Here is a 14,671-nt window from a genome sequence, read left to right as displayed (position 1 = left end):
CTGCGATGCGTCTTCGAGTTTGAACCGCTTGCACAGTGGGCGCTGGTGCGATGCTACACGTGTCCGCGGTGCGGGCGCTGGCTGCACATTTCTTCCGATGGCTTGCCGAATTGAGTAGTCAACAGTCTGCACAATTCCGGAGCGGGCTCGCCACTGCGGGCCAGGTTGTAAAAACGTCCCGCGCCCGTTCCTCGGAGCGAGCAAGCGGCGTTTGGAGCGGTACGCCCCTCATTTGGGTTCACAACCGAAAGACCGCGACCACCGGCAACCAGAAGTAGACGCTCGGCTTTTCCCCAACACTTCACGAGCCAATTCCTTAGCTCTCGACCGACCTTACGGAAGGTAATCTGCGGTGAATTGGTGCCCGAGCTAGAAAGTGATAGTGCGTGGTGCGAACTGTGATTACGGTGACCGGTTGTGAACGGGGCTGAAAAGGGATACGAAAGTTTGAGCGATCTCGAGAACACCGTTAACGACAGTTGGCGGAAATCCTAACTACATCAGGACCTCTTGATAATCGACCAAGCACGGCTCTGCGCACCACGTTCCGAGGTAGCAGCCCCTTCTTGCTCGCGAACCGCGACGTAAGCCCGTCCGGTGACCCCATAGTGGCAGTGCCGGGACGTGAACACGGGCCATTTTGATAGCTCATACGCGAGTACAGCAGGACCACAGCAGCCGTTACGATCCGACCTCCGATCAGAACCGCCGAAACACTTGAACTAGCTGAGTGCGAAGGGGGGGACTCGAACCCCCACGGCCTTGCGACCGACAGAACCTAAATCTGTTGCGTCTACCAATTCCGCCACCCTCGCAACAACCAAGGGACGCGCCGCACGGTTGTTAGGTTCACATTAGTAACCCGAGCGGCTCGGTTCTACTTCCCCAACGGTTTCGAGCGCGGTTTATACTCCCGGAGATAACCCGCGATGTGCTGGTGCATGTCTTCTGGGGCGAAGCCGTAGAGCTGCATCTCGGACATTGCCCGCTCCGGTGACCACTTGTGGTACTCCATCCGGAAAATGGCGCACATCGTTCCGGTGCGGTGAATCCCTGCGAAACAGTGGACGAGAATGGGGTGGTTCTCCTTCTTGTCCACGACCGCCAGGAACTCCTGAACGGCTTGTTCCGCTGGGATCTCTCCGTCTTCGTCCGCGCCCCAAACGCGCGGCACGATGCGGACATGGTTCAGCCCGCGGGCCGCGCACACGTCCTCTTCCCAGGCGTCCGGCGATTTGGCCCCCGGTTGGCGCGCGACTCGTAACGTGACAACCGTCTTGATGTTGTAATCGCTCAGGACGCGATCCATGCCCTTCGGGGTGAGCTGACCGCTGCGGTACAGAACACCGTCCTCGACCACGCGGAAGTTCCGCATGTGCGTGTTCTGATGGGCCGAGTAAACCAAAGGGGCCGCAACGACCACGGCTAGGGCTGTGGCCGCGAGGATGAACTGCCAGCGTGAGGGCATTTTTTAGAGGCTCCCAATCGGATCGAGATCGGGAACCTACCATGCGGAACGGGTTCGCGGAAGGCGGATCAGACCGCGAGCGGGTTCGGCTGATCCTGGACCGGCCGCACGCGCCGCCAAGCCGCCCCAGCCAGTCGCGTCAGAACGCTCCCGGGGGCGATCGGCGGCGGCTCCGCGGCCGACAAATTCGGCCGAAGCACGATAAGCAGCAAAAGCGGCAAGTACCACAAAACGTACAGCCCGCCGCGGTCCGCGTGCCAGAACTGGATGCCAACCAGAATCGCCGCGGACTGTGCGATCAGGTGCGACAAGTTCTTGCGCGTCGGCCAAATGGTCGCGCTCACCAAGAACCCGATAAACAGCACGAAGAGCGGGAGCCGGTACGCCCAGTGCGTGCCGGACCAGATGCTCTCGGTGGTCGGCGGCGCCCACGGCTTCCAGTGCGTCAGGTTAAGTGCTGAGACGATCCCTTGCCCGGTCGGGCCGTCGATCATCAGCACGAGGGCCGTCACACCGATGCTGCTCGCGCTTGCCACGAGGAACGCTAGCCCGAACCGCGCCGCTCCACGACGACTGAAGAACCCGAACCACAGCGGGAACAAGAGCGCGGGGAACACGGCACTCCCGGCCGCCAGACCGAGTAACCAGCCCGCGAGCATCGGGCGCCGGTAGCAGAAGATCGCCCATACCAGGAACGCCGTCGGCCAGACGTGGTAAAACTGCCCGATGTGGTACGCGGTGTACGGCACCAGCGTGTACAGCGCCGCGGCCGCGACCCCAGTTGTAATGTCCCCGAAGTGGCGCCACCCGATCATGAGGAGGCCAATGAGCACCGCCGCGTGACAGATCATCGCCAGCCCGCGTTCGGCCCAGAACTGCACGGTCGCAGCCGGGGCGTGGTGCCCGTTCGTGCTTTGCGCCTGCTGAACGACGGCCGTGGCCGTCTCTTGCACCTGCTCGATGGTGACGGGGCGCGTCCCCACTCGTTCCTGGTTCGCCTGATCGGGCGTCCGCCGCACCGCCACGGCAGTCAGACCTACAAATAGCGCTAACGCGAGCCACGCCATCCCCGGTGTGTTCAAATTCACGGTCACCGGGGGCCGGCGCACAAGGGCCGTATCGACGATCGCGCGCACGAACCAGTACAGCGACCCCACGAGCAGCCACGCATACCCGAGTGTTCGCTCGCGTACCGCGCGCCGCGTGAGTTCTTCGCTTCCCAGGCTCCGTGAAGCCGCGTCGAACTTACTGGCTTCCTGCAAAATCAGGAACCCGGGCACGAGTAGAAACAACATCAGGAGGTCGAGGTTCCGAATCGAGAGCAGGCGCGTGAACTGAAAGAACAGCGCAACCGTAAGGAACAGCGAGAAATAGAACCACGTGGCCGCGGTCGGCAGGTTGAAATCGAGAAAGATGGATTGTTCCACAGCAGTGCCCCGACAGAAGCAAATCCGGTTGCGAGTCGCGATCCGGGCAGCGCTCCGAATAGTTTGTAGATATGCGCGTCCGGAACCACCGTCAAGAATATCGGACCAACTTGACTAGATCATTCAGTCAACGCAGTCCGCATTCTCGCTACAAGTGGCACTCCCGGATGCACGCGGCCCCTAGAATGCTTTTTTTCGCGCCGAGTCCAACACTTCGGAAGGTCCGTCGATGCGAATTCTGCTCACCAACGACGATGGCATTTACGCCCCCGGCTTGCGCGCGTTGCGCGCCGAATTGCTCAAGCTGGGTACGGTCACGGTCGTCGCGCCCGCCACGGAACAAAGTGCCGCGGGGCACTCGGTTACGCTCCTCACGCCGCTCCTCGTGAACGAGGTGTACGAGGACGACGCGACGACGTTCGTGGGGTGGGCCGTCGAGGGGCGCCCGGCCGACTGCGTGAAGCTCGCACTACTGGAACTGCTCCCGGAGCCGCCGGACGTCATCATCAGCGGCATGAACGCGGGCAGCAACGCGGGCATCAACGTGCTCTACTCGGGCACGGTCGCCGCCGCGATCGAGGGCGCGTTCTACCACCACACCGCGATCGCCGTTTCGCTCGAATACGACAAGAAAATTTACGACTTCCCCACCGCGGCGAAGTATGCGAGGCAGGTGATCGAGCAGATCCTCGCCCGTAATCCCACGAAAGGCAGCTTGTTCAACGTGAATCTGCCGGTGCTGGAGCACGGGCCGATCCGCGGGATCCGGGTGATGCCGCAAAACGTGTCGCCGTACACCGAGAGGTTCGACCGGCGCGTGAACCCGCGCGGGCGCACGTACTTCTGGACCAACCCCGAGTTCACGTGCCCGGACCCGCACCCCGACACGGACGTGACCGCGCTCAGCGAGAGCTACATCACCGTGACGCCGCTCCAGTTCGATCTCACCGACCACGCGAAAATGGAGCAGTTGAAGAAGTGGGAATGGAAGGTGGAGTGAACACCCCCTGAGCACCCCTGAAAGGTCACAACCCAACGGCTGTACCTCCTTGCGCATTCCCCGAGGAGGCGTTCACATGCTCTCCGCCCTCGCCGACGTACTCGAATCGCTCCCCGCGCTGCTCGACGACCCGACCGCGTGGGACTCGCTCATCGTGAACCGGCGGAAGCCCACAACGTATCGCGTGTTCCGTTACCTTCCCGACGGGCTCCGGATCAGCTTGCACAAGTTCGATCCCTGCGCGACGCACGAGGCGTACCCGCACCCCCACCCGTGGCCGGGCGCGTTCGCGCTCCTCGAAGGATCGTACCGAATGTGGGTCGGGTTCACGCCCGATCTGGAGTCGCTAGAGCCGATCACCGTGACCGAAACCGTGCTCACCGCGGGTAGCCGGTACGAGATCATTGAACCGCGAACGTGGCATTCTATCACGCCGTTGGAAGAGTGCTGGACGGTGATGGTGAACGGGTTGCCGTGGAAGGAACGTATGCACGGTGAAGCGCGAAAAGCCCCCAGAGCCTTGTAAACGTAGTGTTTACAGCGCCAGAGGGGTCGATGCAAACGAATACTATTGAAGCAGGAAAACACGGTCAAAACGGGAGTCGGGTTGGGTTAACGGGAATTAACGGGAGGGGTTCAGGTGTTCGGATCCGAACACCTGAGGTGGGACATTTGTCCCAGGTGATGCAAATGCCTCACCTGCCGTGAGTGCGAGACCGGGCTCAGGTGTAACATTTGTTACACCTGGTAAGTGCTTACCACCTGGTGCATTTGCACCACCTGAAGCATCAACCAGAAGTTGATGGTTGCGAGATGTAGCGAACAATGAAACGCTGGAAATCAAAGGGTTTGAGCCCGTTTTCTACCACGCGAAAAAGCATTTCCAAGCAGCCGCTCTCGTCAGACCGTTAGTGCAACTTGGTAGGAACCGCGAAACGCTTGAAATCCTAGGAATTCGCCCCCAAAGCTATCATCTTTTGGGGGCAGTTGGTAGGAGCCGCTCACAAGTCGTCTTCGCTGTCCGGGAACAGGTTATTCACCAGCGCGTGGCGCACCTCGTCGAGGCACTGCAGCGCGCATGAGGCCGCTTCCTCGCTCACGATGCCGTCCGCGTAGGCGGTGCGGATCACGTCCCCGATGCGAAGCACCTCGTCCAATGTCTCGGCCCAGCGCACCAGGCGGTCGCGGCGCGATGGGTGGCGCTTGCAGGGACTCGGCTTGGTCTTAGGCATCGCGGAGGGCCTCCGTGACGAAATCAGGCGGGTAAGGCGTGGGGACGAGGAACAGCGCTTCTTCAAGGTTGGACAGCGCGCTTTCGAGCTCAACGCGAACCTGTTTGGTGCGATCCACCAGCGCGCAGTTGAAGGCGCCCTGGTGGAAGGCGTTAATGACGTCGCTGATCTCGCAGTGAGTGCGGAGCAGCCATCGCACGAGGGCTTGTTGATCGCGCTGCTGGCGGTGAAACGGATCCAGCTTCGGGCGCGAAACCTTGCGGGGAGAGGCCTTGGGACAGTCAGCCATGACAGAGCCCAGAAGGAGGAAAGGTGTATGAGGGTCGGCGGGAATTCCCGCCGACCGAAGATCTAATGAGTTCTGGAACGCCGAATGACGGTCTAATGGGTGGCGAATCGACGGGAATTCGCGTCGGTTCGACGTTGGTTCAATCGACCGGAATTCCGAGGGAATCAGATCTGGTTGTTCTGCACGAGCGCGAACAGGCTCTGGAGATGCTTACAGGAGCCGTAACGAGCCCAGCCCTTGCACTCACACCGACCAACATCATCGCTCCCGATGAAGCAGGCGTAGCGGTCCTCGGTGACGTCGGTGCCCGGGGTCTTCTTGAACAGCATGAATCCGCGGCCGTGATCCGCGGGGAATTCTTCTACGTCATAGACGGCGTAGCTGCGGCTGCCGGAAATCATGAGTGTGCCGGTCTTCATGCCGAAATCGGCGATCGCCGGCATGAACATCAGGCAGCCGTGCTTTTCGCTCTTGGTCGGTTCCAGCAATTCGGTAAAAGTGGTCATTGCTCAAGCTCCTTGGTTCAGAAGGGGTTTGGGAAGCGGCCCGGAGGTGATTGCCGTCACCACCGGGTCGCGTCATTTCCGCTACTCAGCGGTCTCCGCGTTCATCGCGTCCTGGCACTCGTCGCAGATGAAGTTCTCGAAGTCGAACTCCACCACGCACACGCACTCGCACTTCGGGCACATCAGAATCACACCCTTGTTCTCGTTGCTCGTGCAAGTCATTGCGGTTCTCCGTGTCTGCGGTTTGTGTCGGGCCACACACGTATAATAACACCGCGTCTCTTTTCGTCAACACGAAAATATCGAAATGCGACAACTGCTATTTTGACGTAGACGATACCGCGAATAGACTACATGTGTCTGGTTCCGTGCATCGCGGAGATTACGATGGTCCGCATGGCTGAAGAGAAACCGAAGAAGTCCACCCGCGGCCGTCCTCCCAAGCACCCAGGTGATGCAGACGGGGGCGGGCGAACGGGCGTTCCCGTCAACATCCGGATGGATCCGACCTTGCGTGATCTGGTGCCCAAGTTCATTGACGCATTCCGTCAGAAGAACTTGGTTCGCCTCGACCTGACCAGCACTGTGGAACTGGCGCTGACGGAGTTGTTCATCAAGTGGGGTTTGCTACCGGACCCCAACGAGAGCAAGTAGCCGCAACTACGTCCTGGCGAACGGCCCCAGCGCGCCCTTATGATGCCTGCAGGTGATCCTGCGGGCTTTCTGTGTTTGGGGGCGTTATGCGGTTCCTGGCTCTCCTGGCGCTGGTGGCGGTGATTGGGTGCAACAACGGAGTCACCACCGAGAAGTTGGCAACTGCTCCGGCTCGCGCTGAAGGGCCGGTGACGGAAGGGCAAAAGGGGCTCGCACCCGCACCTCACGAACCCGGCGTAGGGGGCAAACTCACTCTGAAGCAGGCTCGCGAGAAACTGATTGCTCGCGAAGCGGGTGTGATCTCGAAAACGCCCGCCTATTCAGGCATGAAGCGAGACGCGGTGAAGAAACTGTTCGGCGCTCCGGACCGCACTTTTGAAGTGAGTGGCACAGTCAACGAAGTGTGGGTGTACACCAACCGCGACATCATCTGGGATGCGGCCGCGGAGAAGTTCTACCCGACGGTGGAACTCGTGTTCAACACCGGCGAGACGAGCACAGTTCTCGCGGTGCGTGCTCGCTAATATCCGCCTTCAATTGAGCCGGATGTACCCAATGCTCGTGCCGCCGTACCCCGCGGCCTGCGCCGCGCAAAAGTCCAGTGTTCCCGCGGTCGTGTTGATGAGGAGTTGGAGCCTGAGCACGGCGCTCGCGGCGCCACTGTAGTACGTGCCCATGTAGGTCGTGTGCGTGTAGTAAACCCCGGTCTGCTGGATCATGTGCATGAGCGAAACGGTTCCGCCGATGTCGGACCCGGTGCCCGCCCCGGTGCCAATGCGCGCCGACAGGTCCATCTGCGAGAACGTGAGCGCACTCGCGCGGGCCTGGCACGTGAGCCGGCCGTAAACGAAGTACAGCCCCGTCGCCGGGAGCGTGATCGACACCCCCGGGATGTCCTGGCCGCCGACGTTGAGCGTGAGGTTGGCCGAGACGGGCAGTCTCGCGTCCGCGGCGGTCGGTACGAACGGGGTTCCGCCGCCCGGCTCGTACTGGAACTCCCATCGCATTCCTCCCCCAACGTATCCGCGCCTCCGTAACCACACCTTCGTACCGGTCGGTACCGCGGTCCCGTTGATCTCCACGGCCGGGTTCAGCGACGTGGTGCCCTTGCGCACCGATGCGGGTGCGGCGTCGGCACCGGTCGTGTAGTCCGTGGTGCGCTCTTCCCACGAGTACAGCCCGCCGCTGACGCCCGTGATCTCGGCGCGGATCAGTTCCGGTTCCATTAGATCGGTCCCGCGGGCTGTTGAAGCAGTGGATCCGTGAAGAACAGTTCGTGGGGGAACGACTCGTAGCACGGGGCCTTATCCGCGTCGGTTGGCCCTTGCCCGACCACATACGCGAACTTCCGTGTCGCGTAGTTCGGCTGCAGGTTGTGCCCGGCCGCGATCCAGTTCTTGTTCGTAAGCAGCGCGTTCGACGAATTGGGCACGTCCGTCGCTTCGCGCCCGGTGTGGATCCAGCGCAGCTTGAAGTTGGCCATCAGGCTCTGGTCCAGCCCGACCGCGAGCGCGCCGAGCAGCTTCTGGATCTTCGGGGACGCGGGCATGTAGGGGCCGGGTATCGGGCTCGCGCCGAGGAACAGCAGGCTCCCGGCCTTGCAGAGCCGTCCCCCGATGGTGATGTCGTTCTGGTTCACGGTGCCCACGAACCGGTTCAGGTAGCTCTTGTACGTCGTCCCGCCGATGGTAAAGTCCATCGCGTACCTTGCAGGTACCTGGTACCACGACGTTTCGAGCATACCGTTTTGCAGGCTCATGTAGGGCGAGCCGTTAAAGTTGAAGCCGTTCGGTGTTCCACCGCTTTCGGTGCGGAACGTCATCGCGCCGGCCGGTTCGGTTGCCGACACGGTGTCCGGGAGCGGGGTGTAGGTCGTGTTCGTGAACCGGCGCCATTCGTCCGCGTACACGAAGCTCACGCTGCTCCCATCCGGCTTGAAGTACGTGCCGTTGTACGTGCCGATCTTCTCGTTCGGGAGCAGGAAGTACGGGCGCTTCGTGAACTTCACCTTGTACAGGTACTTCGTGTAGTGCGGGAACTGGCTCGTGATGGGAACGAGCCCGAACACGTTCAGCGCGGTGCCGTTGACGTGTTGGCCGATCCCGCACATGTCGCTCACGGCCGCGACGCTCATCTCGGGCCGGAACGGGTGGACCGGCGGGAGCGCGCGAACGACCTTACCCGCGTGCGCCACGCCACTGTTCACTAGGTCCGGTTCCAGATTCGATACGCCGCCCAGGAGCGTATCGAAGGCCTGCGCCACCGCGGACACCGCAGGCGGTGTGGCGTCGTCCGCTCCTTCGAGCAGGTACGCGCCGTCCGACTGGCCCTCCTCCTGGCTGATGCTGGTGTGCATCCCGCCCTGGTCCCGGTCGGTGACTTCTACGAACTTCAGTGCTGCCATTAGTAACCGCCCAGTTGGTCGTGTGTGAACCGGTTGAACCGCGCCCGGCCCTCGCGGTAGGCGTCCCCGACCGCGCTCTTGGCCGTGTCCCAGAGTCCGGCCGACTCGGACCGGACGAAGCCGAGCGCCTGCCCCGCGGGGCTGTTCGCGAACCCTTCCCGCGCGGTTCCGTACACGCCCTCGCGCGCGCCCTCGGCGATGATCTTTACGAGGCCCTTCCACGGATCTTTGCTGGTCTCGTTCACGTTCCGCAGGATCTCTTCGAGAAGCTCGGTTTCGCTCTGCTTGACGTCCCCGCCCCCGTTGGCGGCCACGAACGCGCGCTCGGACATCTTCCGGGCGATGTCCTCGATCGAGCTGACTGCGGCATCGGTGGGGGCCGCCAATAGGCCCCGGGGCGGGTTCTTGCGGGCCTCGATCGCACCGGCCAGTGAGTCCCGGAATCGCTTCACCGCGTCGGCCCCGCCGAACATGCTCAGGATTCGGGTCGCGGCTACGGAGAGCGCCACGACGAGGCGGCGCAGGTTCTCCGCGTAGTTCTTCGAGAGGTCGATCCAGAGCTTGATGGCCCCGCCGAACTGGACCACGACGTCCACCACGGCCGCGATCACATCGAGGAGCGCGCCCCACGACTGCATGTTCGATTCGATGGTTCCGACGAGCGGCTGGAGCACCTTCGCGAACCCTTCCATGAGGCGGGCCAGGATTCGCACCGCGCCGAGGAGCGCGCCGCCCACAGCGGCCGCGATGTCCTCGACCATTGGGCGCAGGGCCTGGATGGACGGGAGCAGGATGCCCGCCCAGTCGCGCACCGCCTTCGTCGCGTACTTGATGATGGGGACGAGCGCGTACCCGATGGTGGCGCGCAGGTTGTTCACCTCGCGCTCGTACTGCTCGACGAGGTACGGGTTGAGCGCTCGGACGAACGCGGCGGACGTCTTCACGATCGCCAGGAGCGCGAGCGGCAGGGCGGTAAACGCCCCGACCACGGTTGAAACGACTGTGCTGATGGCCCCGATCGTCTTCTGTACGCCCTTAATCGCCATCCCGATTTGACCGAAGATCCCCGGACGGCGCCGGCGCGGTGGGGGCGGGCCACCCGGACCGCTCGCCTTCATGTCCTTGAGTTGCCCGGAGATGCGGCCGACGAGCGGGGTGAGGGTGCGGAGGATGCCGATCTGCTGCCCCATGAGCCGGTTCAGGTTCAGGAGCAGGTCATTGTTACTGTGGGCCATTGTTCAGCGCCTCCAGTCGCCGCTTGAGTTCATCGAGCTGGTCCGCACTCACCCCCAGTGCCGGCGCGAGCGTGAGCAACTGCTGGAGACGCGCCCGCGGGTCGGCGGGAATTCCCGGTGACCCCACCGGAACCTGAATGGCCCCGTCCTTGTCGCGCGCGTGGAAGTAGATCTCCTTCACCTGACGAGGGCTCAGGTTGTAGATCTCACCGAGCGGAACCTTGAACTCGCTCACGAGGATCGCGAACTGAGCGGTGAGAACCCCGGGGGTTAGCGCCGGCCGCGGTTGCGGCGCGCCAGGTCCGGCCCCGGGGCCTTCCGTTTTGGGCCGATGGCCTCCTTCGGGAGCGAGTCTTCCATTACCTCGGTGAGGATGGTCCGCATCTCCTCCGGCTTGTGGGCGAGTAGCTCGAAGATCTCCGCCGGTTCTGCGCTCATCATGCAGGAGAGCAGCAGCGCGGTTCCCGGCGTGGTTTCCAGGAACCCCATCGTGTGCTCGGACTCGAACGCGAAGTGCCCGGTCTCGCGCTGCTTGCGGATTTCGTCGGCGCGCTTCAGGTACTCGTCGGCCGGGTACACGTCGCGCAGTTCCAGGAGGGCCGCCTTCGCGCGCTCGTACAACTTCGTCTCGACGGCGAGCATGGTGCCGTGGGTGAGCACGGGCGCGACGGTGTACGTCTTCCCGTTGTGCTCGATGGTTTTGGGCGGCCCCTTGATGCCCAGGGCCGCGCTACGCTCGCTCATAAAACACCGCTGTAGATTGTAAAATGCTGGTCCAATCGACCGGAATTCCGGTCGATCACGAGTACGCGATGGTGAACACCCCGTCGCTCTCGAACGTGCAACTGACCTGCCCGGGATCGCCCCCGGCGCTGATCTCCGTGCTGAACTCGACGCTGGCCAACCTCGCATTCAGCACCAGTTCCACACCCACGGCGAAACCGAGGTGCAGTTCCACGAGCGCGTTCACGACGAGTGGCATGTTGCCCGCGTTGTACGGCCCCTCGACGACCGGGGTGGCCGACACCCCGCCGGCCGTGGTGCGCTGGAAGTTGTGGCCGAAGGCGAAGAACTTCTTCACCCCGCCCTCGACCGGCAGGCGCCACTTGCCGAAGCTGTACGACACGGCGCCCAGCTTCACGTAGCTGTCGTTTCCGCTGATGAAGTTGTCGGGCATGGGTGCCTCACAGTGTTGAGCCGACGATGACCACCGTCACGGTGATGGACGTCGCGCCGGTGTTAGCGAAGGTCAGTGTCTTGTGCGTCGCGTCCACGGTGACGCCGGTACCGGTCGCGCTGCCGGCCAGTGTGAACGACTCGCCCGAGCGCACCACGAGCCCGTCCGTCGAGCCCGCGAACCACACGAGCCCGTTGCTCGCGCCCGGGGTGAGCTTCAGCACGCCCGTGGTGCCCGCGACCTTTAGCACGATCGCCAGCACCTTCGTAAAGGCGACCGCTTCGCCCGCGAGGTTCGCGACGCTCTTCAGGTCGATCGTCGTGGAGCCGGCCGCCGCGATGGTGAGCACCGCGGCGTAAGCATCGTCCCAAACGCTGGTGTCCAGGTCCGGGAGCGAGAACGTGACCTGGTTGTCCCCCTGCGTCAGGTCCGCCCAACTGGGCACAGGGACCGTGAACGTGAAGGTGTTGTTCACCTGCAGGTCGAAGGACGAGAGCGGCATGGGGGCCTCTTACAGGTCGAGTAGCACGCGGATCTCAACGTTCGTCGCCACCGTGGTCGTCAGGAACGCCGCGGTGATGGCGCCCGCGGTCCCGGTGAACGGGTACGGGGTTCCGCCGCCCTTCACCCAGACGAACGGCACGGCCGCGGTGAGCGCGATGGTGTCGGTCGGGCTGCCGCTGCTGTTCATCTTGAGCGTGCAGTCCTGGTCGGTCTTGATGAAGATGGACAGCAGCTTGGCCTGCGCCCACTGCAGGTCCACCGCCTGGTTCGTGACGACGCCGAGCGCGAGCGACGAGTTCTGCTCGACGCTGCCGGTCTTCGTGCTCTGGGTCGCGATCTGGTTCGAGCCCGCGCCCCAGACCTGTTGAATCGTGTGCGAGATGCTCATCAACCGCTCCTGTTCTCGAAGGTCCAAACGGTGAGCTGGATCTGGTCGTAGTCATACCCCTGGGAGAGCAAGGACCGGTCGAGGAACGGGGCCTCGACGATCTCCAGGCGCTTCACCTCGGGCACGCCCGCCAGCGGCTTCGGGGCCATGAACACGGCCCGGGTCGCCTCGCGCCAGACCGTGTGGTCGGCGAGGTGCGTGAGCTGGTCCCCGTTGGGCGTGATGAGCGTGATCTCCACGCTGTACTCGACCCGGAACACGTGCCCGAACGCGATGCGCCGCGTGGCGTCCACGTTCTCCGAGCCGGACACGGTGACCTGGTAGTCGGCGTCAACGCGCTCCTCTTTCTTCGGGAGCTTGCGCTTCACCACGGGCATGAGCGCGGGGCCGACCGTCGTTCCGTCCAACTGCACCTTCGAGACGACCGCCGATAGGATGCGATCGAGCACGCTGGTTGCGCCCGGGTCCGGGGTGCCGAACGTGCCGGTCATGCCGCCGTTCGCGTACACCACGCCGAGCAACACGTCCTCTTCGAGTGGGTAGTCACACGAGCCGCCGGACGGCAGGAACAACCCGTGGCTCGCTACGCTCCGTGGTGTGGCCATTACGCGAGCGTCCTGTTCCCCGCCGCGTCGACGGTTTGGGTTTTCCCGTTGGACAGGGTGAGGGTGTTCCCGGACGCGGTGAGCGAGTCGTAGACCGCGGCGAGCACCTTCACCAACTCCGAGGCCTGGGCAGCCGTCTTCGCCGGGTCATAGTCACTCGTGAGGGTCACCGAGAACGCGAACGCGCTCAACGTTCGTGTTGTGGCCGACCACACTGCGGTCGCAGTGGCCGCAGCGGTAGCCGACACGAGCGCGTTTCCGCTCGTCGCGCTGATGTCCACCGGGTTCGTGACCGTTGTGACCGTTCCGCTGTCCACAATCACGTGCTGATTCGCGGCCAGGCTGTAGCCGGTCTTGTCGTTGTTCGTGGCAACCGTAACCCCAGCGGTTACACTTGCGACCGCTCCGCCGGCGTAGGTACTCAGGGCCGTCGTTCCGAACAGCGTGTCGAACACGTTCGCCGCGAGGACCACGCACTCCACGCGCACCGCGAGCGCACCGGACACGTTGATGAAAATCACGAACGGCCCGATTGTCGCGGTGTCGGTCGCGTCGAGGACGCAGTAGTACACGCCGCCCGCGATATGTGTAGCCCCGCCGCTGTTCTTGTTGGCCAGCGTGGTCGCACCGTTCGCCCACAGCTTGATGTCCGTGTTCGCGATCGTGAGCCCGGTCTGGGGCGTCACGCCGTCGGTCGAGGACACGAAGTACCCGAGCGGAACCTCTTGTGATGCGGTGCTCTGGCGCAGGTAGATCGGCATCAGCTCATCTCCTGCTGTTTGCGGTGGTGAACGATCAACGGGACGATCGAAACCGAGGATGCCGCCTTGAGGGTCGCGAACTGAACTACCCAGTCTCGCGACGTCGTCCAACTGAACGGGCAGTCGTAGTTCCCGGTGGCTGCCACGATGCGGTACTCACCGAGAGACGCCCGGTTCCCTCCGCTCGCGATGATCGTCGTGTACCCGCTCCCGGGGCTGCTCCCGGCGGACGCCCCGCTCAGCGCGTAGTGCGCGATTAACAGTTCGTCGGCCTGGGTCGTCGTTACCGTCCCCGTGATGTTGCCACTGGTCCCGGTGGCACTCGACTGCGCTGTCGTCGACTGGTCCAGGGGGCTGACGGTATCCACCCCGGAGAATTCTGAAACCCAACAGTTGATCGCGTCCGTACTCGAACTCAGTGTGAGCGTGACGCTTGTGGCCCCGCCCGTGTTCACCACGCCCAGCCACAGGTAGGCGCGGATGTTCGGCGCGCCGGAGTGGTTCGTGGGGCCTACGAGCGTTGAGAACGTCACCCCCGTGGCGGACGGTGTGAGCGTGAGCCCCTCGTTCGCGATCCGACCGGACACAATAATCACGTTGCCCGCGGTCAGTGCGGCCACGGTGACCACCAGGGACGCACCGGACCCGGTCGAGTTGCTCGCGTTTTGGACGTTCGCGATCCCCATTACGAGCTCGCAATGAACCGGGTCTGCACGGCCGTCTCGATTGCCCCTTGCAGTTGCGTGTCGGTGATGTCCGACCCGCCCGCGAGGAAGTTCGTGTCGTCGAGCACGTGGTAGCTCACCTGCGAGCCGACGGACGCCGTTGCGCGGATCGCCTCGCGCGCCCACGCCAGTTGGTTCACGGTGGACCCGCCGTTCCCGAGCAGGTAGAGCGCGTACTTCGCGACGGCGGCCTCGCACCGGGCCTGCATCGCGCTGCTGCGCATCACCGCGAGCCGGTCGTTCAGGTTTAGCGCCATTGGTTTCTCCTCACCCATCGCGGCCAACAGCAGGAGCAC

General features: G+C 63.4%; 22 protein-coding genes and 1 tRNA gene. 4 read left to right on the top strand and 19 right to left on the bottom strand.

Translation table 11 applies throughout. The annotated features are described in order from the left end of the window. Positions 1-731: 731 nt before the first annotated feature. From VT84_RS16655 to VT84_RS16645, 3 genes are all read right to left on the bottom strand, one after another. A tRNA-Leu gene (locus VT84_RS16655) sits at positions 732-815 on the bottom strand. A gap of 62 nt (positions 816-877) precedes the next feature. Further along, a complete protein-coding gene (locus VT84_RS16650) occupies positions 878-1,468 on the bottom strand; it encodes a dual specificity protein phosphatase family protein (protein WP_082840329.1) in 591 nt (196 codons plus the stop codon). Between the two features lie 68 nt (positions 1,469-1,536). After that, positions 1,537-2,895: a hypothetical protein gene (locus VT84_RS16645; protein WP_052561720.1), complete on the bottom strand. Its 1,359-nt coding sequence runs from the start codon at positions 2,893-2,895 to the stop codon at positions 1,537-1,539. 229 nt (positions 2,896-3,124) lie between these two features. On the opposite strand from VT84_RS16645, the gene surE reads away from it, so the two are divergent. Together surE and VT84_RS16635 are read left to right on the top strand one after the other, a co-directional pair. Continuing rightward, positions 3,125-3,895 (top strand): 5'/3'-nucleotidase SurE, encoded by a 771-nt coding sequence (gene surE, locus VT84_RS16640; protein ID WP_082840328.1) that lies wholly within the window; start codon positions 3,125-3,127, stop codon positions 3,893-3,895. A 76-nt stretch (positions 3,896-3,971) separates the two neighbouring features. Then, the gene (locus VT84_RS16635; RefSeq protein WP_082840327.1) at positions 3,972-4,421 is read left to right on the top strand and encodes a hypothetical protein; all 450 of its coding nucleotides are present in this window, start codon (positions 3,972-3,974) and stop codon (positions 4,419-4,421) included. A 475-nt stretch (positions 4,422-4,896) separates the two neighbouring features. Here the strand turns inward: VT84_RS16635 and VT84_RS16630 are convergent, their stop codons facing one another. The 4 genes from VT84_RS16630 to VT84_RS38595 form a co-directional block, all read right to left on the bottom strand. Continuing rightward, the gene (locus VT84_RS16630) at positions 4,897-5,127 is read right to left on the bottom strand and encodes a hypothetical protein (protein WP_082840326.1); all 231 of its coding nucleotides are present in this window, start codon (positions 5,125-5,127) and stop codon (positions 4,897-4,899) included. Next, a complete protein-coding gene (locus VT84_RS16625; RefSeq protein ID WP_082840325.1) occupies positions 5,120-5,416 on the bottom strand; it encodes a hypothetical protein in 297 nt (98 codons plus the stop codon). The genes VT84_RS16630 and VT84_RS16625 overlap by 8 nt, the downstream gene beginning before the upstream one ends. Before the next feature lie 164 nt (positions 5,417-5,580). Further along, on the bottom strand, positions 5,581-5,922 hold the full coding sequence (locus VT84_RS16620) for a hypothetical protein (protein WP_082840324.1): 342 nt from the start codon (positions 5,920-5,922) through the stop codon (positions 5,581-5,583). A gap of 81 nt (positions 5,923-6,003) precedes the next feature. Beyond that, positions 6,004-6,144: a hypothetical protein gene (locus tag VT84_RS38595; protein WP_157469547.1), complete on the bottom strand. Its 141-nt coding sequence runs from the start codon at positions 6,142-6,144 to the stop codon at positions 6,004-6,006. Positions 6,145-6,309: 165 nt separating this feature from the next. On the opposite strand from VT84_RS38595, the gene VT84_RS16615 reads away from it, so the two are divergent. Both VT84_RS16615 and VT84_RS16610 read left to right on the top strand, forming a co-directional pair. Next, on the top strand, positions 6,310-6,576 hold the full coding sequence (locus VT84_RS16615; protein ID WP_157469546.1) for a hypothetical protein: 267 nt from the start codon (positions 6,310-6,312) through the stop codon (positions 6,574-6,576). 86 nt (positions 6,577-6,662) lie between these two features. After that, the gene (locus tag VT84_RS16610; protein WP_082840322.1) at positions 6,663-7,100 is read left to right on the top strand and encodes a hypothetical protein; all 438 of its coding nucleotides are present in this window, start codon (positions 6,663-6,665) and stop codon (positions 7,098-7,100) included. A gap of 9 nt (positions 7,101-7,109) precedes the next feature. On the opposite strand, the gene VT84_RS16605 is transcribed toward VT84_RS16610, so the two are convergent. From VT84_RS16605 to VT84_RS16550, 12 genes are read right to left on the bottom strand one after another with little or no spacing between them, the layout of a single operon-like run. Continuing rightward, positions 7,110-7,802 (bottom strand): hypothetical protein, encoded by a 693-nt coding sequence (locus tag VT84_RS16605; RefSeq protein ID WP_082840321.1) that lies wholly within the window; start codon positions 7,800-7,802, stop codon positions 7,110-7,112. Beyond that, the gene (locus VT84_RS16600) at positions 7,802-8,980 is read right to left on the bottom strand and encodes a hypothetical protein (protein WP_082840320.1); all 1,179 of its coding nucleotides are present in this window, start codon (positions 8,978-8,980) and stop codon (positions 7,802-7,804) included. Before VT84_RS16600 ends, VT84_RS16605 begins: the two co-directional genes overlap by 1 nt. Next, positions 8,980-10,215: a hypothetical protein gene (locus VT84_RS16595; protein ID WP_082840319.1), complete on the bottom strand. Its 1,236-nt coding sequence runs from the start codon at positions 10,213-10,215 to the stop codon at positions 8,980-8,982. The genes VT84_RS16600 and VT84_RS16595 overlap by 1 nt, the downstream gene beginning before the upstream one ends. Further along, positions 10,202-10,450 carry a hypothetical protein gene (locus tag VT84_RS16590; RefSeq protein ID WP_082840318.1) on the bottom strand — a complete coding sequence of 83 codons (249 nt, stop codon included), beginning with the start codon at positions 10,448-10,450 and terminating at the stop codon, positions 10,202-10,204. The genes VT84_RS16595 and VT84_RS16590 overlap by 14 nt, the downstream gene beginning before the upstream one ends. A 35-nt stretch (positions 10,451-10,485) precedes the next feature. Then, positions 10,486-10,959 carry a hypothetical protein gene (locus tag VT84_RS16585; protein ID WP_082840317.1) on the bottom strand — a complete coding sequence of 158 codons (474 nt, stop codon included), beginning with the start codon at positions 10,957-10,959 and terminating at the stop codon, positions 10,486-10,488. 55 nt (positions 10,960-11,014) lie between these two features. Further along, positions 11,015-11,392 carry a hypothetical protein gene (locus VT84_RS16580; RefSeq protein ID WP_082840316.1) on the bottom strand — a complete coding sequence of 126 codons (378 nt, stop codon included), beginning with the start codon at positions 11,390-11,392 and terminating at the stop codon, positions 11,015-11,017. A gap of 7 nt (positions 11,393-11,399) precedes the next feature. Continuing rightward, complete coding sequence (locus VT84_RS16575; protein WP_082840315.1) at positions 11,400-11,894, bottom strand: hypothetical protein; 495 nt, start codon at positions 11,892-11,894, stop codon at positions 11,400-11,402. Between the two features lie 9 nt (positions 11,895-11,903). Next, positions 11,904-12,284, bottom strand: a complete 381-nt coding sequence (locus VT84_RS16570) for a hypothetical protein (RefSeq protein ID WP_082840314.1) — start codon at positions 12,282-12,284, stop codon at positions 11,904-11,906. After that, positions 12,284-12,889 (bottom strand): hypothetical protein, encoded by a 606-nt coding sequence (locus tag VT84_RS16565; protein ID WP_082840313.1) that lies wholly within the window; start codon positions 12,887-12,889, stop codon positions 12,284-12,286. The genes VT84_RS16570 and VT84_RS16565 overlap by 1 nt, the downstream gene beginning before the upstream one ends. Further along, positions 12,889-13,650 (bottom strand): hypothetical protein, encoded by a 762-nt coding sequence (locus tag VT84_RS16560; protein WP_082840312.1) that lies wholly within the window; start codon positions 13,648-13,650, stop codon positions 12,889-12,891. Before VT84_RS16560 ends, VT84_RS16565 begins: the two co-directional genes overlap by 1 nt. Beyond that, positions 13,650-14,336, bottom strand: a complete 687-nt coding sequence (locus VT84_RS16555) for a hypothetical protein (protein WP_082840311.1) — start codon at positions 14,334-14,336, stop codon at positions 13,650-13,652. The genes VT84_RS16560 and VT84_RS16555 overlap by 1 nt, the downstream gene beginning before the upstream one ends. Then, complete coding sequence (locus VT84_RS16550; RefSeq protein WP_082840310.1) at positions 14,336-14,671, bottom strand: hypothetical protein; 336 nt, start codon at positions 14,669-14,671, stop codon at positions 14,336-14,338. The genes VT84_RS16555 and VT84_RS16550 overlap by 1 nt, the downstream gene beginning before the upstream one ends.

The sequence above is a fragment of the Gemmata sp. SH-PL17 genome (assembly GCF_001610855.1).
Classification (GTDB): Bacteria; Planctomycetota; Planctomycetia; order Gemmatales; family Gemmataceae; genus Gemmata; species Gemmata massiliana.
This window is presented reverse-complemented; position numbering and strand designations above follow the sequence as displayed.